The sequence below is a fragment of the Microbacterium sp. NC79 genome, assembly GCF_019061125.1.
Taxonomy (GTDB): Bacteria; Actinomycetota; Actinomycetes; order Actinomycetales; family Microbacteriaceae; genus Microbacterium.
Map to the genome: position 1 here is coordinate 403,900 of NZ_JAHQYI010000001.1, position 24,327 is coordinate 428,226.

The 24,327-nt window shown below is 63.8% G+C and carries 18 protein-coding genes; 10 read left to right on the plus strand and 8 right to left on the minus strand.

The genetic code is table 11. The annotated features are described in order from the left end of the window. Positions 1-222: 222 nt before the first annotated feature. The gene (locus tag KTJ77_RS01810) at positions 223-1,470 is read right to left on the minus strand and encodes an isochorismate synthase (protein WP_217336809.1); all 1,248 of its coding nucleotides are present in this window, start codon (positions 1,468-1,470) and stop codon (positions 223-225) included. A 107-nt stretch (positions 1,471-1,577) separates the two neighbouring features. After that, positions 1,578-1,970 carry a hypothetical protein gene (locus KTJ77_RS01815; RefSeq protein WP_217336810.1) on the minus strand — a complete coding sequence of 131 codons (393 nt, stop codon included), beginning with the start codon at positions 1,968-1,970 and terminating at the stop codon, positions 1,578-1,580. A 126-nt stretch (positions 1,971-2,096) separates the two neighbouring features. On the opposite strand from KTJ77_RS01815, the gene KTJ77_RS01820 reads away from it, so the two are divergent. From KTJ77_RS01820 to KTJ77_RS01835, 4 genes are all read left to right on the plus strand, one after another. After that, positions 2,097-2,849 (plus strand): demethylmenaquinone methyltransferase, encoded by a 753-nt coding sequence (locus KTJ77_RS01820; protein ID WP_217336811.1) that lies wholly within the window; start codon positions 2,097-2,099, stop codon positions 2,847-2,849. Between the two features lie 9 nt (positions 2,850-2,858). Continuing rightward, positions 2,859-3,920, plus strand: coding sequence for a polyprenyl synthetase family protein (locus tag KTJ77_RS01825; RefSeq protein ID WP_217336812.1), 1,062 nt, complete (start codon positions 2,859-2,861; stop codon positions 3,918-3,920). A 69-nt stretch (positions 3,921-3,989) separates the two neighbouring features. Continuing rightward, positions 3,990-5,378, plus strand: a complete 1,389-nt coding sequence (locus KTJ77_RS01830) for an FAD-dependent oxidoreductase (protein WP_217336813.1) — start codon at positions 3,990-3,992, stop codon at positions 5,376-5,378. Positions 5,379-5,459: 81 nt separating this feature from the next. Next, positions 5,460-6,467: an alpha/beta hydrolase gene (locus KTJ77_RS01835; protein WP_217336814.1), complete on the plus strand. Its 1,008-nt coding sequence runs from the start codon at positions 5,460-5,462 to the stop codon at positions 6,465-6,467. A 155-nt stretch (positions 6,468-6,622) separates the two neighbouring features. Here the strand turns inward: KTJ77_RS01835 and KTJ77_RS01840 are convergent, their stop codons facing one another. From KTJ77_RS01840 to hemE, 5 genes are all read right to left on the minus strand, one after another. Continuing rightward, the gene (locus tag KTJ77_RS01840) at positions 6,623-7,966 is read right to left on the minus strand and encodes a glutamate-1-semialdehyde 2,1-aminomutase (protein ID WP_217336815.1); all 1,344 of its coding nucleotides are present in this window, start codon (positions 7,964-7,966) and stop codon (positions 6,623-6,625) included. Next, positions 7,963-8,937, minus strand: coding sequence for a porphobilinogen synthase (gene hemB / locus KTJ77_RS01845; RefSeq protein ID WP_217336816.1), 975 nt, complete (start codon positions 8,935-8,937; stop codon positions 7,963-7,965). Before hemB ends, KTJ77_RS01840 begins: the two co-directional genes overlap by 4 nt. A 246-nt stretch (positions 8,938-9,183) precedes the next feature. Continuing rightward, positions 9,184-10,089, minus strand: coding sequence for a hydroxymethylbilane synthase (hemC, locus tag KTJ77_RS01850; RefSeq protein ID WP_217336817.1), 906 nt, complete (start codon positions 10,087-10,089; stop codon positions 9,184-9,186). A 14-nt stretch (positions 10,090-10,103) separates the two neighbouring features. Beyond that, complete coding sequence (locus KTJ77_RS01855) at positions 10,104-11,339, minus strand: NAD(P)/FAD-dependent oxidoreductase (protein WP_217336818.1); 1,236 nt, start codon at positions 11,337-11,339, stop codon at positions 10,104-10,106. Further along, positions 11,329-12,384 (minus strand): uroporphyrinogen decarboxylase, encoded by a 1,056-nt coding sequence (gene hemE / locus KTJ77_RS01860; RefSeq protein WP_217336819.1) that lies wholly within the window; start codon positions 12,382-12,384, stop codon positions 11,329-11,331. The genes KTJ77_RS01855 and hemE overlap by 11 nt, the downstream gene beginning before the upstream one ends. 74 nt (positions 12,385-12,458) lie before the next feature. On the opposite strand from hemE, the gene KTJ77_RS01865 reads away from it, so the two are divergent. The 3 genes from KTJ77_RS01865 (at position 12,459) to rpoC (ending at position 21,588) form a co-directional block, all read left to right on the plus strand. Beyond that, positions 12,459-13,640, plus strand: a complete 1,182-nt coding sequence (locus KTJ77_RS01865) for a glutamyl-tRNA reductase (RefSeq protein WP_217336820.1) — start codon at positions 12,459-12,461, stop codon at positions 13,638-13,640. Positions 13,641-14,176: 536 nt separating this feature from the next. Next, positions 14,177-17,671 (plus strand): DNA-directed RNA polymerase subunit beta, encoded by a 3,495-nt coding sequence (gene rpoB / locus KTJ77_RS01870; RefSeq protein ID WP_217336821.1) that lies wholly within the window; start codon positions 14,177-14,179, stop codon positions 17,669-17,671. A 47-nt stretch (positions 17,672-17,718) separates the two neighbouring features. Continuing rightward, positions 17,719-21,588, plus strand: coding sequence for a DNA-directed RNA polymerase subunit beta' (gene rpoC, locus KTJ77_RS01875; protein ID WP_217336822.1), 3,870 nt, complete (start codon positions 17,719-17,721; stop codon positions 21,586-21,588). A 194-nt stretch (positions 21,589-21,782) separates the two neighbouring features. Here the strand turns inward: rpoC and KTJ77_RS01880 are convergent, their stop codons facing one another. Beyond that, positions 21,783-22,412: a flavin reductase family protein gene (locus tag KTJ77_RS01880; protein WP_217336823.1), complete on the minus strand. Its 630-nt coding sequence runs from the start codon at positions 22,410-22,412 to the stop codon at positions 21,783-21,785. A 62-nt stretch (positions 22,413-22,474) separates the two neighbouring features. Between KTJ77_RS01880 and KTJ77_RS01885 the strand changes: the two genes are divergently transcribed. The 3 genes from KTJ77_RS01885 to KTJ77_RS01895 all read left to right on the plus strand — a co-directional run bounded on the left by KTJ77_RS01885 (position 22,475) and on the right by KTJ77_RS01895 (position 24,323). Next, on the plus strand, positions 22,475-22,639 hold the full coding sequence (locus tag KTJ77_RS01885; RefSeq protein ID WP_217336824.1) for a hypothetical protein: 165 nt from the start codon (positions 22,475-22,477) through the stop codon (positions 22,637-22,639). A gap of 119 nt (positions 22,640-22,758) precedes the next feature. Beyond that, the gene (locus tag KTJ77_RS01890) at positions 22,759-23,850 is read left to right on the plus strand and encodes a glycosyltransferase family 39 protein (protein WP_217336825.1); all 1,092 of its coding nucleotides are present in this window, start codon (positions 22,759-22,761) and stop codon (positions 23,848-23,850) included. A gap of 2 nt (positions 23,851-23,852) precedes the next feature. Next, positions 23,853-24,323: a hypothetical protein gene (locus KTJ77_RS01895; RefSeq protein ID WP_217336826.1), complete on the plus strand. Its 471-nt coding sequence runs from the start codon at positions 23,853-23,855 to the stop codon at positions 24,321-24,323. Positions 24,324-24,327: the final 4 nt, after the last annotated feature.

Sequence of the window (24,327 nt, forward strand, 5' to 3'; positions counted from 1 at the left end):
GAAACTCCCGGACCGCACACCCGCAAAAGTCCTTTTGTGCACGACCGCCTGTGCCGATGGTAGCGAAATAGGGGCGTGTCGAGGCGTTTTGCGATTTTCATCGTGCAGAACAGGACTGGTTCGTGCAGAGCAAGGCTCGCTCGGACGGAACCAGTGGCCGGAACCATGGGGGCAGAATTATGGGTACGGAATCGGGTGGGCGCTCGTGGGGCGAGCCTTGACCTAGGCGATGGCGTCGATGATGGGGCGGAACTTTACTCGGGTCTCGAGCATTTCCTTCTCGGGGTCGCTACCCGCGACGATGCCGGCGCCAGCGTGGGCGGTGACGCTGATGTGGTCGGCGGTGGTCTCGAACTGGGCGCAGCGCAGGGCGATGGCCCACTCGCCGTCGCCTGTCGCGTCGATCCACCCGACCGGGCCAGCGTAGCGGCGGCGATCGAACGGTTCGATCTCACGAATGACGTCGAGCGCAACCGCCGTTGGCGTGCCAGCCACCGCGGCGGTCGGGTGTAGAGCAGCGACGAGGTCGAGGCTCGACTCGCGCTCACCGAGCGTTGCTTCGATGTCGGTCGCCAGATGCCACACGTTCGGAAGCTTCAACATGAACGGATGCTCGCTCGCGGCCAACGCGGTGGTGTGCGTGGCGAGCGCGGCCGTCACGCTTGCGACGGCGTAACGGTGTTCGTCCTGGTCCTTTTGCGATGTCGCCAGCGCCGTCGCAGCGGCGGTATCGGCATCCGCATCAGCGCCGCGTGAAGCTGTACCCGCGAGCACGCGCGCGGTGAGCGTGCCGTTGGACACGGTGACGAGCGTCTCGGGCGACGCGCCGATTAGGCCATCGACAGCGAAGTTCCAGCAGTCCGGATACCCCGCCTGCAGCGCCCGCGAGAGGCGACGTAAATCTGCGTCGGCAGGAATGGTTCCGACGATGTCGCGCGCCAGCACCACCTTGCCAACGGTTCCGGCGGCGATCGCCGCCAGTCCCTCGCGAACGGCCTGCTGGTAGCCGTCGGGCGTCAACATGCCCGGCCCGAGTGTGGCCGGCCAGTAGTTGCCAAACGCGGTCTCAACGGGCGCGAACGACTCAGCGCCGTCAGGCGTAATCGTGGTCACCCACGCCGCGTCGCCACGCTGGCCGACGATCACACGCGGCACAATCAGCGTGCTCGTCGCCGCGGACTCATCGTCAAACGCGATCGCCCCGAAGGCCACAAGGCCCGAGCCCGCGACACCAACAGCGTCGTCAATGGTGGCGCCAGAAACATAGTCGCGCCACTGCTGGGCGAGATCGCGCGTGCGAGTGGCGCCCGAAGCGGTCAGCGTTGCGGCAACGCCGAATCCGACAAAACCATCGCCGCGCCGCCACCACGCGAGGGGGGTGTCGGGGGAGGTAAACGTGAGAAGCTCATCAACCCGTTCCGTTGGCCGAGAAACGACGCGCACGAGGGGAGGCGGAACCACAGAAGTCACCCATCTAGCCTACCGTTTGGCAGCCACCGGAGCTGGGCAGGTGTGGCCCTGTCTCGCCACGCACGCTTAGCGCGGGGGGCGGCGCCACGCCCGCTAAACGTTGGGCGCTACCGCCACGACGCGATGAGCTCGGTGAGCTCCACGACAAAGTCGGGGGCGTCTTGGCCGCACCGGTACGTCGACAGCGTGTCTGTGGTTCTGTCTGACCACACCCACGACAGATCCGTCGTCGTGCCACCCGTGCAGCCGTCGCTCCGGTCGTCGGTGCTCTCGCCGGCATGGCCCTCCAGCAGTGCCTGGAACTCGGCCAACCGCGCCGGATCCTTTTCCACCTGCTCAGACGAGTCGAAGTTCGGCACCGCTTTGGACTGAGAATGCGTCATCTCGGTGATTGTGGTTCCGGATGGTGGCGTCTGTTGCGCGCACCCGCCGAGAGCCATGGCGCTGACGATCACCAGCGCCGCAAGAATCTTCCGCATGGTGCCCCCTTGCCGTTGCATGGACTCAGCGTAGGGTACGACGGCGGCGCCACAAGATGCGGGCGGTGATGTTCAGCAGCCCTGCTCCCAGCGGCGAAAATCTCGCGCATTCAGGCACACCGGAGGCACACCCCATAGACTCGACGGGTGACTCCAGAGCCCAATCGCGCCGACCTCGGCAAGGACCCCGCCCGCGTCAGCGGCATGTTCGACCAGGTTGCCGCCAACTATGACCGCACCAACTCGGTGTTGAGCCTCGGGCAAGACAAACTCTGGCGCATCGCGACGGTCAAGGCCATTGACCCGCGCCCGGGCCAGAAGATTCTTGACCTCGCCGCTGGCACAGGTGCCTCCTCCGTCGTACTCGCAAAGAGCGGTGCCGAGGTTGTCGCTGGTGATTTCTCGCGCGGCATGATTGCCGAGGGCGAGCGCCGTCACGGTCACATCGCCAACCTCACGTTCGTTGAGGCCGACGCCATGAAGTTGCCGTTTGCCGATGATGAGTTCGACACCGTCACTATTTCTTACGGACTCCGAAACGTTGCGGAACCACGGGTGGCGTTGAAAGAAATGCTGCGGGTTACGAAGCCGGGCGGCATGCTCGTCATCGGTGAGTTCTCGACTCCGAGCAACCCCGTCTTCCGCGCGCTTTACCGTTTCTATAACGACATGATTCTGCCTGTTGTGGCCAGGTTCGTGTCGTCGAATGCCGAGGCGTACGACTATCTCAACGAGTCGATCGCGACGTGGCCCGATCAGAAGAAGTTGTCAGCGTGGATTCGTACCGCGGGATGGGTCAACGTCGCCCACCGCGATCTCACCTTTGGAATCGTCGCGCTGCACCGTGCGACCAAACCGTTCGCCGAACATGACGCGAACGATCCCTCCCGCAACGGGTAGTCTGGACTCGTGACTCCGAGCCCCTCCGCGCCCGGTTCCCGTGTAGCGAACCGCCTTGGCCTGAGCGACCGCATTTTCGTTGGGCCGCGCTCACGAAAGCTTCTCGCCGCTATCGAAGATGGGCTCGACCGCGTCGAGGCTGAGCTCGCCTCCGACCTGCGGATGACCGACCGGCTTGCCGACTCCGCCAGCCGCTACCTGCTCGAAGCCGGCGGAAAACGCCTGCGTCCGATGCTCGTGTTGCTGACTGCTCAGTTGGGTGACGGAACCACGGATGGCGTTATCGATGCCGCCAAAGCTCTCGAGATGACGCACCTGGGTTCGCTCTATCACGACGATGTCATGGACTCATCTGACAAGCGCCGCGGCGTACCCAGCGCCCACCAGGTGTGGGGCAACAACGTTGCGATTCTCACCGGAGACCTGCTGTTTTCGCGCGCGAGCCAGCTGATGTCCAAGCGTGGCGAGCGCGCGATGCAATTGCAGGCTGACACGTTTGAACGCCTTGTCATCGGTCAGATGCACGAGACCGTCGGTCCTGAAGAAGACGATGACGACATCGAGTTTTACCTGCAGGTACTTGCCGACAAGACCGGCTCCCTCATCGCTGCGGCAGCGCAGTGCGGCATCATTTTCTCGAACGCGCCAGAAGAGCTAGAAGCGGCCGTCGTTGAGTTCGGCGAAAAGGTGGGCGTCGCCTTCCAACTGCAAGACGACGTGATCGACCTGTCGGCAGACCCGGAGAAGACCGGGAAGGTTCCGGGAACCGATCTGCGGGCGGGCGTTGTCACGATGCCGTACCTGCTGCTCGCCGCCGCAACGGATGCGGCGTCAGCCGACCTGAAGGCGCGCATTGATTCTGGCGTTGCAGAGATCGCGGCCGGTGCAGACCCAGCAATTCTTGATGCAGCTCTGGAAGAATTGCGTACGCACAACGTCACCAAACAAACCACGGCGCTCGCTCGCCAGTGGTCAGATGAGGCTGTTGCTGCGCTGAGTGTGCTCCCTTCTGGGGCAGTACGCGAGGCACTCACTCGCTTTGCCGACGCTGTTGTGGACCGTTCGGCCTAGTTAAACTCCCGCGGGATGCCCTCCCGCGTCCAGAACTCGTGAGCAGTGCTCACCGCAGGAAGGAACCGAATGACCAAGCTCAGGCTTGCGATCGTGGGCGCTGGCCCCGCTGGCATCTATGCCGCCGATATCTTGCTGAAGGCGGAGCGTAAGTTCGATGTCTCGATCGACCTCTTCGAGGGTCTTCCCGCACCATACGGGCTGGTTCGCTACGGCGTCGCCCCTGACCACCCGCGGATCAAGGGCATCATCAACGCTCTGCGCGACGTGCTTGACCGCGGTGACATTCGCCTGTTCGGCAACGTGCATTTCGGAACCGACATCACGCTCGATGACCTAAAGAAGCATTACAACGCGGTCATCTTCGCGACCGGCGCCGTGCGCGACACGTCGCTCGACATTCCGGGCATCGACGCCGAGGGTTCTTTCGGCGCCGCCGACTTCGTGAGCTGGTTCGACGGGCACCCCGACGTACCGCGCGACTGGACCCTCGACGGCGAATCGGTTGCCGTTATTGGCAACGGTAACGTTGCGCTTGACGTCGCTCGCATGCTGGCAAAGCATGCAGAAGATCTCCTCGTCACCGAGGTTCCGGACAATGTATTCCAGGGGTTGCAGAAGAGCGCCGTCACCGACGTGCACGTCTTCGGACGCCGCGGCCCGACATCGGTGAAGTTCACACCGCTTGAGCTGCGCGAACTCGGCGAGCTACGCGACGTCGACATGGTTGTGTACGACGAAGACTTCGAATATGACGAGGCCGCAAAGACCGCCGTTGCCAGTAACAAGCAGGTCATGGTGATTGACCGTGTGCTGCAGTCATGGCGCAAGCGCCCCGGCGTGAACAACGCAGGAGGCGAGGCGTCGCGCCGTCTGCACCTGCACTTCTACGCGAAACCCATCGAGGTCAAAAAGGACGAAAACGGTCGCGTTTCTGGATTTGTCTATGAGCGCACGCGCCCGGACGGCGAGGGCGGCGTTGTCGGCACGGGCGAGCTGCGTGAGGTTCCTATTCAGCAGCTTTATCGTGCGATCGGCTACTTCGGTTCGCCGCTTGCGGGTGTGCCGTTTGATAAGAAGCACGGTGTGATTCCGAACCACGAGGGCCAGGTGCTGCGCAAGGAGTCCAACGAACGGGTTCCTGGCATGTATGCCACCGGTTGGATCAAACGCGGACCCGTCGGTCTCATCGGCCACACGAAGTCGGATGCGATGGAGACCGTGCGACACCTGATCAACGACCAGGGGTCCTGGTGGCACCCGGAGGATCCGACGGAAGAAGCCGTCACCGCGTTGCTGGAAAGTCGCGGCGTCGCATGGACCGACCTCGACGGCTGGCACCGTCTCGACGCGCACGAAGTGAGCCTCGGCGAACCGCACGAGCGCGCCCGCGTCAAGGTGGTTCCGCGTGATGAGATGGTGACCGTCTCCCGCGACGTCACCCGTCCCACCAAGTAATTTCCTGCGGCGCCTCATTGCGCGCCGTAAACCGAGTGTCGCCCGGAGCATGCTCCGGGCGTTTCTCGTAGGGTCGAAGTCATGTGGGACTGGAAGCCGGATATTCTCGGCGCGCCGTTTGAGCAGACGACGTTGCCGCTGGGTGACGACAACGAAGGCGAGGTTGTCGCTACGTTGGTGCGTTCGCTGGCCGCTCCTGCGACATGGTGGCGCACTCTGTCGGGTGATAGGCGGGCCTTGACCGACATCGACGTGCTCTACGTGCACGGGTGGAGTGACTACTTTTTTCAGCGCAGGCTCGCGAAGTTCTGGAACGAACGGGGCGCAAACTTCTATGCGCTTGACCTGCGCAAGTATGGTCGTTCTTTGCGGCCAGGGCAGACCGCGGGATACGTGTCTGATCTCGGAACCTACGACGAGGACATCGCCGCCGCTCTCGCGGCCATGGGGTGGAAGACTGACCGCGCTCGCGGTGATCGCCGTCTCGTGCTGATGGGGCATTCAACCGGCGGGCTCACCCTGTCACTGTGGGCGGCTCGGCACGCGGGGCTGGCGTCGGCGATCATTTTGAATTCGCCATGGCTTGAACTGCAGATCACCGGTATTACACGGCAGGCCATCGCCGCGTTCGTGCAGCTGACCGCGCGGGTGCGGCCGATGGATGTCGGCCCGCAGCTTGACCTCGGGTTCTACTCCCGGGCGCAACAGGAGGTGGCCCACGAGGAAGATCCGTACGAGATCAATCTCGACTGGCGTCCGGACCGGGCAATGCCGATACACGCGGGCTGGATGAGCGCGATCGTGAATGGCCAGCATGCGGTTGAAGCCGGACTCGGTATCAACGTGCCGGTCTGCGTTTTGCTTTCGCAGCGGACGTGGATCGGCGTGCGCTGGTCAGAGGAAGCGAAGAGCGCAGACACGGTGCTCGTCGTTGATGATATTGCCAAGGCTTCGCTGAAACTGGGTCGCTCGGTCACCGTGGAGCGCATCGACGGCGCCTTGCACGACATCTTTCTGTCGGCAAAGGATGCCCGCGAAGACGCCTACGCCACTCTTGGCCGCTGGGTCGATCACATGCTCGTCGACTAAGGCTCTGGTTCCGGTGTCGTGACAGCCAAGCTTTGTCGCGAGAGCGACACTTTGTCGCGAGAGCGATAGATTTCGCACCGTTTCGTATGGTTCTCACGACATTTTGTCGTTCTCGCGACATCGCGGTGGGGCGTGGCGCCCCCGGTGCCGGGGAACTACGCGGGTTCGGCCTCAGCCGCCGCGCGCGCCGCAGCGGGGAGCGCCTCGATAATCTGCTCGACCGCGGCGTCATCGTGTGCCGCGGTCAGGAACCATGCTTCGAACACGCTGGGTGGTAGCGATACCCCCTGCTCGCGCATCGCGTGGAAGAACGCCGGGTAGCGCCACGACTCCTGGTCACGGGCGTCGTCGTAGTTCGTGATGGTTCCGGATCGGAACGCCACCGAAAACAGGTTGCCCGCGTGCGAAATGAGATGCTCGACGCCCTCGTCCTCGAGCGCTTCGCTGAGCGATGACGCGACAACGGCGGCCGCGTGGTTGACGCGCTCGTAGACCGCGTCGTCAGCGAGACGCAGCGTCGCGATGCCAGCGGCAACGGCGAGCGGGTTTCCACTGAGCGTTCCGGCTTGGTAGACCGGGCCGAGCGGGGCCAAGTGGTCCAAGATTTCCGCACGGCCGCCGAGCCCTGCCAGCGGCATACCGCCACCAATCACCTTGCCGAACGTCACGATGTCAGCGCGCCAGGTAGCGCCGTCGGCCTGCTCAAGACCCCACCATCCGGCGGGGCTGACCCGAAAGCCGGTGAGCACTTCGTCCAGAATCACCAGTGCGCCGTGCGCGTGCGCGGTGTCGACGAGAAACTCGTTGAAGCCATCAGCCGGAACCAAGATGCCCGCGTTTGCGCCGGCGGCTTCGGTGATGATCGCCGCAATCTGGCCCGGATACGCGGCGAAAGCTGCCGCCACCGCCTCGCGATCGTTGTAAGGCAACACCAGCGTTTGCGCGGCGATGGGCGTCGGAACGCCAGCGGAACCAGGGATCGCGAGGGTCGCGAGTCCGGAGCCAGCGTCAGCAAGCAGGCCATCGGAATGACCGTGATAGTGACCGGCGAACTTGATAATGAGGTCTCGCCCCGTGACACCGCGCGCGAGGCGCACCGCCGTCATGGTGGCCTCGGTTCCCGTCGAGACGAGTCGGAGCTTATCGATGGCCCGCGCGCCGTTGACGGTGAGACGGTCAATGACGAGTTCTGCCAGCTCGGCCTCGGCGGGCGTGGACGCGCCAAACGACAGCCCGCGCGCCGCCGCCTGCTGCACCGCCTCAACGACATCGGGGTGTGCGTGCCCGACGAGCGCCGGACCCCACGACGCGACCAGATCCACATAGGCGTTGCCCTCGACATCCCACACATGCGGGCCCTGCGCCTTGACGATCGCGAGCGGAGCGCCACCCACCGACGCGAAGGCGCGCACCGGTGAGTTGACGCCACCGGGGATCACGGCGCGGGCGCGGGCCGCGGCCTGTTCGTTCGTCAGCGGAATGGAGTTCAGCGTGGTCATCGTGCCCACCTTTCTGCGACCTCGGCCGCCCAATACGTCAAGATTGCGTCGGCACCGGCGCGACGAATCGAAATGAGTGACTCATCGATAGCACGCTCGCGGTCGATCCACCCGTTCGCCGCGGCAGCTTCGATCATCGCGTACTCGCCAGACACTTGATACGCCCACACCGGAACCGGTGAGGTGGCCGCCGCATCTGACAGCACGTCCAAATAGGGCAGCGCCGGCTTCACCATCACAATGTCAGCACCCTCGGCAACGTCGAGCGCGACTTCGCGCGCACCTTCGCGACGATTGGCCGGATCCATTTGATACGACTTCCGGTCGCCGACGAGACTCGAATCCACGGCCTCACGGAAGGGGCCGTAAAACGCCGACGCATACTTGGCTGCATAGGCGAGGAGCGCGACGTCGGTGTGCCCGGCCGCATCGAGAGCGGCACGCAGCGCGGCCGTCTGCGCGTCCATCATGCCCGACAGTCCGAGCAGAGCGGAACCAGCTTCCGCCTGCGCGAGGGCCATCGCGATATACCGCTGCAGCGTCGCATCGTTGTCGACACCACCGTGGGCATCAAGCACGCCGCAGTGTCCGTGGTCGGTGAACTCGTCGAGGCACAGGTCGGTCTGCACAACGAGGGCGTCACCCACTTCGCTCGCTGCTATCCGCGTCGCAACCTGCAGGATGCCGTCGGCATCGCTCGCCCCTGTTCCGTCTGCGTCCTTATCGAGGGGAACACCAAACAGCATGACGCCGCCGACGCCCACCTGCGCCGCATGATTCAATGCCGCGCGAAACGAGTCGAGGCTGTGCTGCACGACACCCGGCATCGACGACACCGGTGTGGCCGCCGTCGCACCCTCGCGAATGAACATGGGCAGGATCAGCTGCTCAGGCGTGAGGCGCGTCTCGCTGACGAGACGGCGCCACGCGGGCGTCGCCCGCAACCGACGCGGACGAATCGGAAGAGTCATGAGCTTTCTCCTTGGGGGTGTGGTTGAGGGGCGGGGCGTTGGCCGTTGCGTGGGCCGCGTGAGGCGCCCGGGTAGAAACGGGCAGTGCCTGCGTGCGGTGTTGGATTGAGTGTTGATCGTTGAGCGAGGACGTGGAGCGCATGCGCCGCGCCGTGCCGTGCCGTGCCGCGCCGTGCCGCGCCGTGCCGTGCCGCGCCGGGCCGGGGCGTTTCGTCTCGACGCGCGCTCAACATGCCAGGGGCGGGGTCAGCGGCGCCGCATCGGGGCCAGGTCGGCGGCACCCTGTGCGAGCAACTCGGCCGCCACCACGTCGGCCGCGATTGTCGCCGCATCGGGGTCATCGACGGGCACCGCGTGTGAGGACGACGCCGAGCGCGTGCCATCGAGGCTGTAGACGGTGGCATCGAGAAACAGCAGGCCGTCTTCGATGAATGCGTGGGCGCCGAGGGGTGCAGCGCATCCGGCGTCGAGTCGTGCGAGCAAGCCGCGTTCCGCATCCGCGGCCATGCGTGATTCACGGTGATCGAGCTTCGCAGCGATCGCCTCGTTGCCCGTCGGAACCTCGACCGCAAGCGCCCCCTGGCCCGGGGCGGTCGGCCATGAGCTGAGCGGGAAGTACTCGGTGATGCGGTCGGCGTAGCCCACCCGCTGCAGGCCGGCGGCCGCCAGCACGATCGCGTCGAGACGCCGCTGCGGATCATCGGTGGTGAGGCGCTCCAGACGTGTGTCAACGTTGCCGCGAATGTCGACGAGCGTGATATCTGGGCGCACTGCCAACAGTTGCGCGTTGCGGCGCGGCGACCCGGTTCCGATCTTCGCGCCAGCGGGCAGCTCCGCCAACGTCAGGCCGCTCGCTGAACACAGCACATCACGGGCATCGGCGCGAGGAGGAACAGCGGCAATCGACAACTGCGGAATCTCGACCGTCGGCAGATCCTTATAGGAGTGCACGAGCAGATCGACCTCGCCACGCAACATCGCGTCGCGCAACGCATTGGCGAAGATGCCCTGGCCGCCCACTTCCAGCAGCGAGCGCGTAGAAATGTCGCCCTCGCTCGTGATCAGCACGAGCTCGGCACCAATCTGTTCGGCGATCATGCCCGCCTGCGCGACCGCGAGCTTGGAGGCGCGGGTTCCCAACCGGTACGTCATTGTTTCTTCCTTCATCACGGTGCGGTGAGTATGTCTGTCGCGGTACGCCTGGCGTGAGCGATGACGGCGGCGAGACCCGTGCCCGCCACCGCTTCACCCACCCAGCGCATGGTTCCGCGGTCGCGTTCGGCTAAAGGCGTGGCACGTGCCCAGCGGCGCTCGAGTACGGTGTGCACCACTTCGGGCGCCGAGCCCATCAGTGCGGACGCGTCGTTCACGGCCTTGGCCAACGGTTCTGCTGTCGCGCCGTCGTACGACAGCCGCACGACCTGCCTGCCCGAAAACGCGCGTGACACCCACGACCATTTCGCGCTCACGTGGGTAAGAGCGCGGGCAGAAACATTGCTGGCACCGCGTGTGACGAGCACGCCGGTGCCGCGCGGGGCTTCAGCCCACGCCGGAGCGGATGCCACAACGGTCACCAGCGTCACGTCGCGGGTGCGCGCGCCAGCGGGAGGCGCAGCCATGATGACGTCGCCGCGATGCGTAGCGCCGCCGAAGGCGACGTCGCTGGGGGAGACATCGGTGGCGGTAACGCCGCGATGAATCTCGACGCCGGCAGCTGCGGCGCTCGCGGCCAGCGCGATGGGCAGGGTGTGCATGCCGCCGCGGAGGCTCGCGACAGCGGAACCAGCGGGTGCGGTGCGCCGAATCTCACGAATCGCGCGCGCCAGCGAACGGCTCGAGCGTGACGCAAGGGCCGGGTGCGCCGCCGCGATCGCGAGGTCTTGGGGGTCTGTGGAGTGCACGCCGCGGGTGATCGGGCCGACGAGGAGGTCGGTGACGCGGCTGCCCATGCGTGCGGTGACGAGATCGCCGAACGTGGTGGCGTCGGAACCAATGCGGCGCGGGAGAATCACATCGGCCCAGGCGCGGGCGGCACCGATCACGCCAATCGACGCGCGCACGTCGGCGGCGAAGGGGGAGGAGGGAACGCCCAACAGCCCCGTTGCTGGCAGCGGCGTCGTGGTTCCGTCTTCGCGGTAAATCCACGCGGGTGCGTCCAGCGGCGAGATGATGCGGTCGGTTAAACCCAGCTCATCGATCAGGTCAGACACCGCGCTCGTGCGTGTCGCGAACGACTCCGCTGCGGCATCGAGCTGGTGGGCTTCGACGTCAATCGCCGTGACCTGGCCGCCGGTGCGTTCTTCGCGTTCAATGACGTGCACGCGGCGACCGCCGAGTGCAAGATCGCGCGCCAGAGTGAGGCCCGCGACGCCACCGCCCACGATGAAGATGTCAGAGGGCATGAACGTGCTCGACAATGCGCGTGAGCAGCGCCGGATTCGTGTCGGGCGTCACGCCGTGACCGAGGTTCACAATGTGCGAGCGTGCGGTGCGGCCGCGGGCAACGACGTCGTTCACGTTGTTGCGAATCGCGTCCCATCCGGCGCCGAGCACGGCCGGATCAATATTGCCCTGCACTCCGGCGCGATCGCCGAGCACGGCGGCGGCCTCGTCAAGCGGCGTTCGCCAGTCGATGCCGACGGTGTGCGCGCCGAGGTCAGGAATCAGATCGAGCATGTCGCGCATGCCGAGACCGAAGTGGATGCGCGGAACCTCGAGGTCGTCGAGCGCGGAGAAGATCGCCGCCGAGTGCGGTGCGACGTGCGTCGCCCAGTCGGTGCGCGAGAGGGAACCGGCCCACGAGTCAAACAGCTGCACGACGCTGGCGCCGGCCTCGACCTGCGCGCGCATGAACTGTGCGGTGGCGTCTGCGCACCAGCTCAGCAGCGCACGGAAGGTTGCCGGATCGGCCTTCATCAGGGCGCGAGCGCGCGCCTGGTCTTTCGACGGGCCACCCTCAATGAGGTACGACGCCAGGGTGTACGGCGCGCCACCGAAACCGATGAGCGGCGTGGAGCCGAGTTCGGCCGTGATGATCGCGATCGCCTCACGAATCGGCGTGAAGTCGAGACTGTCGAGCGCGGGGAGTGCGGCGACGTCGGTGGCGGTCCGTACGGGCTTCGCAAACACCGGCCCGCGGCCCGACACGATCTCCACGTCGAGCCCGGCGACGAGCGGCGGAATCACAATGTCGCTGTAGAACACCGCGGCGTCAACATCATGACGCCAGACCGGCTGCAGCGTGATCTCCGCAGCCAATTCGGGCGTGAGGCATGCCTGGAGCATTCCCGTGGTTCCGCGCACCTGGTGATACTCAGGCAGCGACCTCCCCGCCTGGCGCATAAACCAAATCGGAGGTGTGGCTTGCTTCTCGCCGCGGGCGGCAAGAACGACGGGGGCAGACGACGTGCGGCCGTCAACGAGGGGATGCGCAGGTGCAAGGGGCATGTAAAAGAGGGTATCGTCTGATGAAGTTCAGAACATCAGATGATTACCAGGAAAGTCTGTGAGGGTAGGCGATCGTGCTGTTATGTCTCACGGCAAATCACCGCAATACGGAGTTCGATGTGCTCGATCGCGTCGCCCGTTCGGTCGATGCCGCCACCGCTTCCGCCTTCGCCGCGCATGCCGATGTTCGGGGTGCCGTCGTGCTTGCCACGTGCAATCGATTCGAGGCGTACCTCGATGTTTCTGATGACGCCGAAGCGCCCGAGAAAATCGGAACCACGGCGCTGGCTGCGCTGTTGGATGACGGTGCCGAGTTGGCTGCGTCGGTCACCGCGCTCAGCGGCGATGACGCGATTCGACACCTGTTCTCGGTGAGCTCGGGGCTCGAGTCCATGGTGATGGGCGAAGACGAAATTTCTGGTCAGGTGCAGCGTGCGCTGGTCGCGTCGCGTGAGGCGGGAGCCGTCACCGGGCATCTGGAGCAGGTGTTTCAACGAGCGGCCACCGCGAACCGAGCGGTTCGGGCGCGCACTGATTTGGCGGCGTCGGGGCGCACGCTCGTGCGCACGGTGCTCGACATGCTCGAGTTGCGGGTCGCGGACTGGTCGCCGATTCCGGTGCTGATCGTCGGAACCGGATCGTACGCCGCCACCACGATTCAGTCGTTGCGTGCGCGGGGCGCTGAGAACCTGCGGGTGTTTTCGGCGACGGGGCGGGCTGCACGATTTGCCGAGAAGTTTGGTGTGACAGCAGAAGATGACTTGCCCGATGCGATTTCGCGGGCGCGCATCGTGATCACCTGCACGTCGCGGTACACCGTCACGGTCGACCAAATCATCGACGAAAAGAATCGCCTCATCATCGATCTCGGTTTACCCCGCAACGTTGACCCCGCCGTGGGGGAGTTGGCTGGTATCGAACTCATCGACCTCGCCATCATTGGCAAGAATGCCGAGCTGCCTGAGCTCGCTGATGTTGCCCGTGACGTCGTGGGTGCGCATGCCGCGACCTACCTCGCGCACCGCGCCGCGGTTCCGGCGATTGTCGGATACCGCCGCCACATCGCCGACGCGCTCGCGGCAGAACTCACCCGCCTGCCCCATGGTTCCGGGCATTCCGACGACATTGAGCGCGCACTCCGCCACTTCGCTGCCGTCCTGGCGCATGGGCCGTCAGTGCGCGCGCGGGAGTTCGCCGCAGCCGGCCGCCTCGATGAATACGAAGCCGCCCTCCGCATCGTCTTCGACCTGCCGTAGCCGCAGCCTTCGCGTGGTTCCACTTGGGCGAACCCATCACGCCGGTTCGCTCCGTCTCGGTCGCTTCGTCTCGACGCGCCGCGTCCTCGCTCAACCACCGGCGCAAAAAATCCTGTTCTGCACGGTCGAAACGCGGGCTCGACGCGACACGCCGTGTTTTGGCCGTGCAGAACACTTTTGGTCGTGCAGAACAGGGAAAAGTGAGGGCGTGGAACCACGCGGCGGCGCGTCGACGGAGCGAACGGAACCGGAAGTCTGGCGCGGAAAGCCGCGGGCGGAACCATGAGTGCGGCCGCAGAAGCGGGGGTGCGGAACCATATACACCGACACTCAGCAAACCCTCGGCATTGGGGGTGGACATGTCGAATAACGGTGTGTATTGTTGATAGTTGCGCTCACTTCCCCCTGCCCTCATATGGTGGTCGGCAGAATCTGTGTCTCCGTTTGCGAGAACGGTGCAGGTTTTGGGAAGAGATGAGCACCACCCTACGACAAGGAATCACGAGACCCCGCCGGGTCCCCTGGAGGTAATTCCCTTGGCAGCTGCGCGCAACGCATCCACCACCACACCCAAGAACGGACGCGGAGCTTCCCGCCTCTCGTTCGCCAAGATTTCTGACACCCTGACGGTTCCCGACCTGCTTGCTCTGCAGGTCGAATCGTTCGACTGGTTGGTCGGAAACGAGAACTGGAAGGCCCGCGTCGCTGAGGCGCAGGCTGAGGGACGCACCGACGTTCCCGAGATCTCGGGTCTTGAGGAGATCTTCGAGGAGATCAGCCCCATTGAAGACCTGAGCGAGACCATGCAGCTCTCGTTCACGAACCCGTACCTGGAGCCGGAGAAGTACTCGATCGACGAGTGCAAGGAGCGCGGCAAGACGTACGCCGCGCCTCTCTACGTCGAGGCCGAGTTCATGAACCACCAGACCGGTGAGATCAAGACCCAGACGGTCTTCATGGGCGACTTCCCGCTGCAGACCAGCAAGGGTACGTTCATCATCAACGGTACCGAGCGCGTCGTCGTTTCGCAGCTCGTCCGTTCCCCCGGTGTCTACTTCGATCGCACGCCTGACAAGACGAGCGATAAAGATATCTTCTCCGCTCGTATCATCCCGAGCCGTGGTGCATGGCTTGAGTTTGAAATCGACAAGCGCGACCAGGTGGGCGTGCGTGTTGACCGCAAGCGTAAGCAGTCGGTCACCGTATTCCTCAAGGCCCTCGGCCTGACCAGCGAAGACATCCTCGCTGAGTTCGCCGGCTTCGACTCGATCGAAGAGACGCTGTCGAAGGACACGATCCTCACGAAGGAAGATGCGCTCCGCGACATCTACCGCAAGCTTCGTCCGGGCGAGCAGGTTGCTGCTGAAGCTGCCCGCGCGCTGCTCGACAACTTCTACTTCAACGCTAAGCGTTACGACCTGGCAAAGGTTGGTCGCTACAAGATCAACCAGAAGCTCGGCCTGGACACTCCGGCAACCGAGTCGGTACTGACCGTTGAAGACATCGTTGCCACCATCAAGTACCTGGTTCGCCTGCACCACGGCGACACCTCGTACCAGGGTGTTCGCAACGGCAAGCCTGCTGACATCACGCTGGCAACCGACGACATCGACAACTTCGGTAACCGTCGTATCCGCGCCGTCGGCGAGCTCATCCAGAACCAGGTTCGCACCGGTCTTTCCCGCATGGAGCGCGTCGTTCGCGAGCGCATGACCACGCAGGACATCGAGGCCATCACGCCGCAGACGCTCATCAACGTGCGTCCGGTTGTGGCTGCGATCAAGGAGTTCTTCGGAACCTCGCAGCTGTCGCAGTTCATGGACCAGAACAACCCGCTCGCGGGTCTGACGCACAAGCGTCGCCTCTCGGCCCTCGGCCCTGGTGGTCTGTCGCGTGAGCGTGCAGGTGTTGAGGTTCGTGACGTTCACCCGTCCCACTACGGCCGTATGTGCCCGATTGAGACGCCTGAAGGTCCGAACATTGGTCTGATTGGTTCGCTCGCATCGTTCGCGCGCATCAACGCATTCGGTTTCATTGAGACCCCGTACCGTCGTGTTATCGACGGCAAGGTGTCGGCAACGATCGACTACCTCACGGCTGCTGAAGAGCAGGACTACGTGGTGGCACAGGCAAACGCAGTCCTGAAGAAGGACGGCGCGTTCGCTGACGCCCGCGTGCTTGCTCGTTCGGGCCGCGACGGTGAGGTTGACCTCTTCCCGGCTGACGAAATCGGCTACATGGACGTTTCGCCGCGCCAGATGGTGTCGGTTGCAACGTCGCTCATTCCGTTCCTCGAGCACGACGACGCGAACCGCGCCCTGATGGGTGCCAACATGCAGCGTCAGGCTGTGCCGCTGCTTCGCTCCGAGTCGCCGCTCGTCGGTACCGGTATGGAGGGCTTCACCGCTATTGACGCTGGTGACGTTGTTACCGCTGACAAGGCCGGTGTGGTCTCCGAGGTTTCGGCTGACCGCGTTGTCGTTCAGCTCGACGAAGGCGGAACGCAGGAGTACTACCTCCGCAAGTTCGACCGTTCGAACCAGGGCACGTCGTACAACCAGCGTGTGATTGTTTCGCAGGGTGAGCGCATCGAGGCTGGCGAGGTCATCGCTGATGGCCCGGCAACCGAAAACGGTGAGCTCGCACTGGGTAAGAACCTCCTCGTCGGCTTCATGACGTGGGAAGGCTACAACTACGAAGACGCGATCATCCTCAGCCAGGACCTGGTGAAGGACGACACGCTCTCTTCGATTCACATCGAAGAGTACGAAGTTGACGCCCGCGACACGAAGCTCGGTAAGGAAGAGATCACCCGTGACCTTCCGAACGTTTCGCCTGAGCTGCTGAAGGACCTCGACGAGCGCGGCATCATCCGCATCGGTGCCGAGGTTCGCCCCGGTGACATCCTCGTCGGTAAGGTCACGCCGAAGGGCGAGACCGAGCTGTCGGCTGAAGAGCGCCTGCTGCGCGCCATCTTCAACGAGAAGAGCCGCGAAGTTCGCGACACCTCGCTGAAGGTTCCGCACGGTGAGCAGGGCACCATCATCGCGGTGAAGGAATTCAACGCGGAAGATGGCGACGACGAGCTCGGCTCGGGCGTCAACCGCCGCGTCGTGGTCTACATCGCCCAGAAGCGTAAGATCACCGCAGGTGACAAGCTCGCTGGTCGCCACGGAAACAAGGGTGTTATCGCCAAGATTCTCCCCGTGGAAGACATGCCGTTCATGGCTGACGGAACCCCGCTCGACATCGTTCTGAACCCGCTCGGTATTCCGGGTCGAATGAACTTCGGTCAGGTTCTGGAAACCCACCTCGGTTGGATCGCCAGCCGTGGTTGGAAGGTTGAAGGCACCCCCGAGTGGGCAGCGCACCTTCCGGAGCAGGCGTTTGAAGCGGCTCCCGGAACCAAGGTGGCAACGCCGGTGTTCGACGGTGCAGAAGAGCAGGAAATTGCTGGTCTTCTCGACTCCACGTTGCTGAACCGCGACGGTGTTCGCCTGATCGACTCGACCGGTAAGGCTCAGTTGTTCGATGGCCGTTCGGGTGAGCCGTTCCCGGCTCCGATCTCGGTCGGTTACATGTACATCCTGAAGCTGCACCACCTTGTCGATGACAAGATCCACGCGCGTTCGACGGGTCCGTACTCGATGATCACGCAGCAGCCTCTTGGTGGTAAGGCGCAGTTCGGTGGACAGCGCTTCGGTGAGATGGAAGTGTGGGCCCTTGAGGCCTACGGTGCGGCATACGCACTCCAGGAGCTCCTCACGATCAAGTCGGATGACATCCTTGGCCGCGTCAAGGTGTACGAGGCGATCGTTAAGGGTGAGAACATCCAGGAGCCGGGTATCCCCGAGTCCTTCAAGGTCCTCATGAAGGAAATGCAGTCGCTCTGCCTGAACGTCGAGGCTCTCGGCGCAGACGGTCAGCCTGTCAACCTCCGTGAATCGGACGACGAGGCATTCCGCGCAGCGGAAGAGCTCGGCATCAACATTTCGACCCGCTTCGAGTCGGCATCGATCGACGAGATTTAATCTCGCCGACCGTCCACACGATTTAAAGAACCGACACAGGAGAAGACGTGCTCGACGCACCTACTTTTGAAGAGCTTCGCATTGCACTGGCGACCGCTGACGACATCCGTAAGTGGTCGTTCGGTGAGGTCAAGAAGCCCGAAACGATTAACTACCGCACCCTGAAGCCCGAGAAGGACGGTCTGTTCGGTGAGCAGATCTTCGGCCCCTCGCGCGACTGGGAGTGCGCATGTGGCAAGTACAAGCGTGTCCGCTTCAAGGGCATCGTTTGTGAGCGCTGTGGCGTGGAGGTGACCAAGAGCTCCGTTCGTCGTGAGCGGATGGGTCACATCGAGCTGGCAGCGCCTGTCACCCACATCTGGTACTTCAAGGGCGTTCCCTCGCGCTTGGGCTACCTGCTGGACATGGCGCCGAAGGACCTCGAAAAGGTCATCTACTTCGCCGCTTACATGGTCATCTCGGTTGACGAGGATGCTCGTCACCGCGACATGGCAACCCACGAGGGTGGCATCCGTCTCGAAATGAAGACGATCGCCGACCGCCGTGACGCGACGGTCAACGACCGTCTCGCGAAGCTGGAAGAGGAGCTCGCTGCTCTCGAGGCTGAAGGTGCCAAGGCTGACGCCAAGAAGAAGGTCAAGGACGCAGCCGAGAAGGAAATGGCTCTCGTTCGCAAGCGTGCGGACGAGCAGGTCAACCGTCTCGAGCGCGTTTGGGATGAGTTCCGTACCCTCGAGGTCGGTCAGCTCAAGCCCGAAGATGACGTCTTCCAGGAGCTGCAGGACCGCTTCGGTCAGTACTTCGAGGCCTACATGGGCGCGGAGTCGATCCAGAAGCGCCTGGAGGCATTCGACCTGCAGGCTGAGGCTGACAGCCTCCACCTGCAGATCTCCGAGGGCAAGGGTCAGCGCAAGATCCGTGCGATCAAGCGCCTGAAGGTTGTCAACTCGTTCCTGATGACCGGCATGTCGCCTGCCGCCATGGTTCTTGACGTGGTTCCGGTTATTCCGCCTGAGCTTCGCCCGATGGTTCAGCTTGACGGTGGTCGCTTCGCAACGAGTGACCTCAACGACCTGTACCGCCGCGTGATCAACCGCAACAACCGCCTCCGTCGCTTGATCGACCTCGGTGCCCCCGAGATCATCGTCAACAACGAGAAGCGCATGCTGCAGGAAGCTGTCGACGCACTGTTCGACAACGGCCGCCGTGGTCGCCCGGTGACGGGTACCGGTAACCGTGCCCTCAAGTCCCTGAGCGACATGCTCAAGGGTAAGCAGGGTCGTTTCCGTCAGAACCTGCTCGGTAAGCGTGTTGACTACTCGGGCCGTTCGGTCATCATCGTTGGTCCGCAGCTGCAGCTGCACCAGTGTGGTCTGCCCAAGCAGATGGCTCTGGAGCTGTTCAAGCCGTTCGTGATCAAGCGTCTGATCGACCTGAACCACGCTCAGAACATCAAGGCAGCGAAGCGCGCCGTTGAGCGCACCCGCCCCGAGGTGTGGGACGTTCTGGAAGAGATCATTCGTGAGCGCCCGGTCCTGCTGAACCGTGCACCTACGCTGCACCGTCTCGGTATCCAGGCGTTCGAGCCGCAGCTCGTTGAGGGTAAGGCTATTCAGCTGCACCCGCTCGTCTGTGCAGCCTTCAACGCTGACTTCGACGGTGACCAGATGGCTGTTCACCTGCCGCTGTCGGTTGAGGCGCAGGCTGAGGCACGCGTGCTGATGCTCGCATCGAACAACATCCTGAAGCCGTCTGACGGCCGCCCGGTCACCCTGCCTTCGCAGGACATGATCATTGGTCTGCACCACCTGACCACGGTCAAGGCTGGCGCAACCGGTGAAGGCCGCGCGTTCGGTTCGGTTGCCGAGGCGATCCTGGCTAAGGACGAGGGCACCCTCGACCTGCAGGCTAAGGTCCGCATCCGCATCCCGGGCATGACGTTCCTTGAGGGTGAAGCACCCGAGCGCTACGAAGAGCACGGACTGATCGACGCATCGCTCGGTCAGATCATGTTCAACGACACGCTCCCCAAGGGCTACCCGTTCGTTCGCGAGCAGGCAGACAAGGGCAAGCTGAGCCAGATCGTCAATAAGCTCGCCGAGGAATACCCCAAGGTTGAGGTTGCTGCATCGCTTGACCGCATCAAGGACGCCGGTTTCTACTGGGCCACCCGTTCGGGTGTCACCGTGGCGCTGAGCGACGTTCTTACGCCCCCGCGTAAGAAGGAAATTGTTGCGGAATACGAGAAGAAGGCCGCAAAGATCACCGGCCAGTTCGAAAAGGGTCTGTTGACCGATGATGAGCGTAAGAAGGAGCTCATCGAGAACTGGACGAAGGCTACCGACGAGGTTCAGGCCGCTATGCGCGAGAACTTCCCGGAAGACAACACGATCAACCGCATGGTCTCCTCTGGTGCCCGTGGTAACTGGCTGCAGATTCGTAACATCGCCGGTATGCGTGGTCTGGTGAACAACCCGAAGGGTGAGATTATCCCTCGCCCGATCATCTCGTCCTACCGCGAGGGTCTGTCGGTTGCTGAGTACTTCATTGCAACCCACGGTGCTCGTAAGGGTCTGGCTGACACCGCTCTGCGTACCGCAGACTCGGGTTACCTGACGCGTCGTCTTGTCGACGTTTCGCAGGATGTCATCATTCGTGAAGACGACTGTGGCACCTCGAAGGGTCTCGAGTTCGTCATCGCTAAGGCTGACGCAACGGGCACGCTGGTTCGCGATGAGAACGTTGAGAACTCGGTGTTCGCTCGTACCCTGTCGGCTCCGGTTGTCACCGCCGATGGCAAGACCATCGCGGAAGTGGGCGACGACGTGGGTGACGTACTCATCGACCGTCTCGTTGAGGCGGGCGTTGAGACCATCAAGGTTCGCTCGGTTCTGACGTGTGACTCGGCTGTTGGTGTGTGTGCACAGTGCTACGGCCGTTCGCTCGCAACGGGCAAGATCGTTGACATCGGTGAGGCCGTTGGCATCATCGCTGCTCAGTCGATTGGTGAGCCCGGTACCCAGCTGACGATGCGTACCTTCCACACCGGTGGTTCCGCATCTGCTGATGACATCACGCAGGGTCTTCCCCGTGTGCAGGAGCTCTTCGAAGCTCGTACCCCGAAGGGTGCGTCGCCGATTGCTGAGGCAGACGGTCGCATCACGATCGAGGAGACCGAGAAGCAGAAGAAGGTCATCCTGACGCCCGACAACGGCGACGAGCCGGTTGTTTACCCGGTGCTGAAGCGTGCAACGCTTCTCGTCGAAGACGGCCAGCACATTGCTGTCGGTCAGCCGTTGCAGCTCGGCACGCTTGACCCCAAGGAGGTCATGCGTGTTCAGGGCGCTCGCGCCGCGCAGAAGTACCTCGTTGGTGGCGTGCAGGGCGTTTACCGCTCGCAGGGTGTGCCGATTCACGACAAGCACATCGAGGTCATCGTGCGTCAGATGATGCGCAAGGTCACGGTTGTTGACCACGGCGACACCGATCTGCTGCCTGGTGAGCTCGTTGACGCACGTCGTTACCGCGACCTCAACCGTGCGGCCGTCGGCGAGGGCAAGCGCCCCGCATCGGGTCGTCCGGAGCTGATGGGTATCACGAAGGCGTCGCTTGCGACCGAGTCGTGGCTGTCGGCTGCATCGTTCCAGGAGACGACCCGCGTTCTGACGCAGGCCGCCATGGAGGGCAAGAGCGACCCGCTCGTTGGCCTCAAGGAGAACGTCATCATCGGTAAGCTCATCCCGGCTGGTACGGGTCTGTCGAAGTACCGCAACATCACTGTTGAGGCGACGGAAGAGGCAAAGAGCGAGCGCTACCCGAACCGGATCTTCGCATCCGACGGCGCGTACAGCGAAGCTGACCTGAGCTACACGGAGTTCGACGGTTTCTCGACCGACGGATTCACGACGTACAACTAAGCCCTACTGCTTGTAAGGCTGGGGCCCTCACCTTCGGGTGAGGGCCCTTCGTCGTTCCCGGGGTGCGGAACCCCGAGTGCGGAACCCGGGGTGCGGAACCACGAGTGCGGGGCCGGGGTGCGGAACCCGGGGTGCGGAACCACAGACACCGCGGAACCACGCCATCGCACCCGCACAGAAAGTGCGGCGCGGAGTTACATGCCGGGGCGGCGCAGGTCGAAGCGCGTGTCAGCGGCGAGGCCGTAGTAGGCGGAGGGACCGCCTGCGCGCATCACGGGGTTGGCAGCGGTGATGTCGTACACGCCATCACGCACCGTCGCGCGCGCGACGTGCACGCGCACGGCCTGCCCGATCACGAACCAGCTTCCGGCGCTGGCACCATCGCGGTCGAGCAGCGGAACGATCTGCGTCACAACGCATTCAATCGACACCGGACTTGCTGCGACGCGATCAGGTCGCACGACCTCACTCGGCAACGAGTCCACACCGGCCAACTCAAACTCGTCGACGGCAGGCGGAACAACCGCCGACGTTTCATTCATGACCTCAGCGAGTTCGCGGGGCACGAGGTTCCACGTGAACTCACCCGTCGCTTCCGCGTTCGCCAGCGAATCAGACCGCCCGTTTGAGGCGAAACCCAACAGCGCAGGGGAGGCAGCCAGCATCGTGAAGAAGCTGAAGGGTGCGAGGTTGCGGGTGCCATCGGCGGCAACGGTTGACATCCAGCCAATCGGACGCGGCGCAATAAATGACTTGATCGGGTCGTGTGCGAGCGGGTGTCCGGAGGCAGGGTCGTACGAGTAGAAGTCGGAAGCTGAGGACATGACTCCAGCGTAGATGCGAGTGTTGCGCGCAATCTGAGCGCAGGAGGCGTACCGTGTGAGCCATGACACGCGTAGCTGGCCGAAATGCGATCGCCGCATGGGTCGTCGGCGTGCTCTGCAGTGCGATCGTCGTCGCGATCATCGTGGTTTCGATGCCACTGTGGGGAGACCTTGGCGCCATGATCGGCGACTGGTGGGAGTCCAACGCGCCGTTCCGGGCTGAGTAGAACGCCCCACGAACCCGCGAATCTGCCCACTTCCGCGTGTTTTCGCGGCATGCCTCCCGAAAGTGACGAATCGCGGGGCTACTCTGGGCACGCACATTCATGCGCGCAAGGAGATTCTCATGAGCGACAACAAGACCCCTGAGCCGGAATTCGGTGAGCCGGTTGTAGAGCCCACATCCGAGGCCAACGTCGTCGACCGCGCAAACGAAGCGCTCGCAGACGCCCAGGCCGCTCGCGATGAGGTCGCTGGCAACGATGTCGCCGACCCAGCCGATGTGACACGCCCTGACGTGCCTGCCGATGCCGCAGCGCCCGCCGATGAGGCTGCTCCTGCCGCCCCCGCCGACGCTGACAAGCCGGCCGAGGATGACTTGGATTGGGCTGCCCTCGACGACGTGATGGCTACCGAGGCTGCCGCGAAGGCCAACGGAACCACAGAATCCGCCGAAGCAGAAGCAGCGGCAACCGAGACGGACGCCACGGCCGCCAACGCTGCGGAGGCAACCACCCCGGCGAAGCCGGCCTGGTACGACAGCCCCGAGGTTGCCGAGTCCACGGCCAACCTGCCGCAAGAAGTACAGGACGTCACCGAGGTTCCGCTCACGCCGCCTGTCGCCGTTGATGACCCGGTGCTGACGGGCACCGCGCCCGCGCAGCCCATCTTTGTGCAGGCGCCCGAGCCGCCGCTGGTTCGTGGCAACCGCGGAGCTGCCGGCCTCATCGGTCTGCTCGCTGCCGTCGTCTTCGCACTCTTCTACCTCGCCGCTCGACTGCTGTTCAGCGGCATCAACGTGCTCGACACGACGGCACTGCTCGATGAGACACTCGCGCAGCTTGCCAGCTTTGCGTTCTGGGTTCCGGTCGTCGTGTTCTACCTCACCTTCTGGCTGCTCGGCGCCTTCATTAACCGTGGCCGCTGGGCATACTGGGTGATTTTCGGTCTCTTCGTTGGTCTCGCGTCTTACGCCGGCCATGTTCTGGGCGAAGTCATCCAGGCGGGTCCGTGGACCATCTCGCTGAGCCAAGCGGCAACGATCGCGCGCGATCAGCTGGTCGCTCCGGCCGCCATCGTCGCTCTCGTGATCGGCCGTGAACTTCCGGTCTGGTTCGGTGGCTGGATCGCCAAGCGCGGCCGCAAGGTCACCGCATGGAACAACGAAGCCCAGGAAGAGTACGAGCGCACGCTCGAGGCTGGCCCGCAGCTCGACTAATCATGACCACAAACGACGGCCCCCCGAGCCCGCCGAGCTACACGCTCGCGGCGTTGGGGGCCGTCGTTTTTGCGTCGCTCATCATCACAGGCGACGCCATCACGAGCGTTCTCACCGAGACCAACCCGATCGAGGTGCCAAACGCGAGTCCGCTGATTCCGGTGGTGGGTATCGCTGCGGCCGTCGTGGTCTGGGCGATCGTTGTGATTCGTGGCATCAGCCGCCGGGGGAGCATCGGAACCGCGACGATCGCGGCGCTGCTGGCGAGCCTCGCGTATTTGGCCGGGCTGTTCATCTCGAGCTTGGGCTCTGGCATCGCGGCAACCGCGGTCGTCACAGGCATCATCATGAACGGGTACATCCTGGTTGTCGTCATCGCGGGCGTCGTGACGGCAGCCGCCACCCTGGCCCTCAGCCGCGCCAGCGGCAAGACCCCGCAGTGGCCGTGGGAAAACGAGACCGACGACGAATAACGCG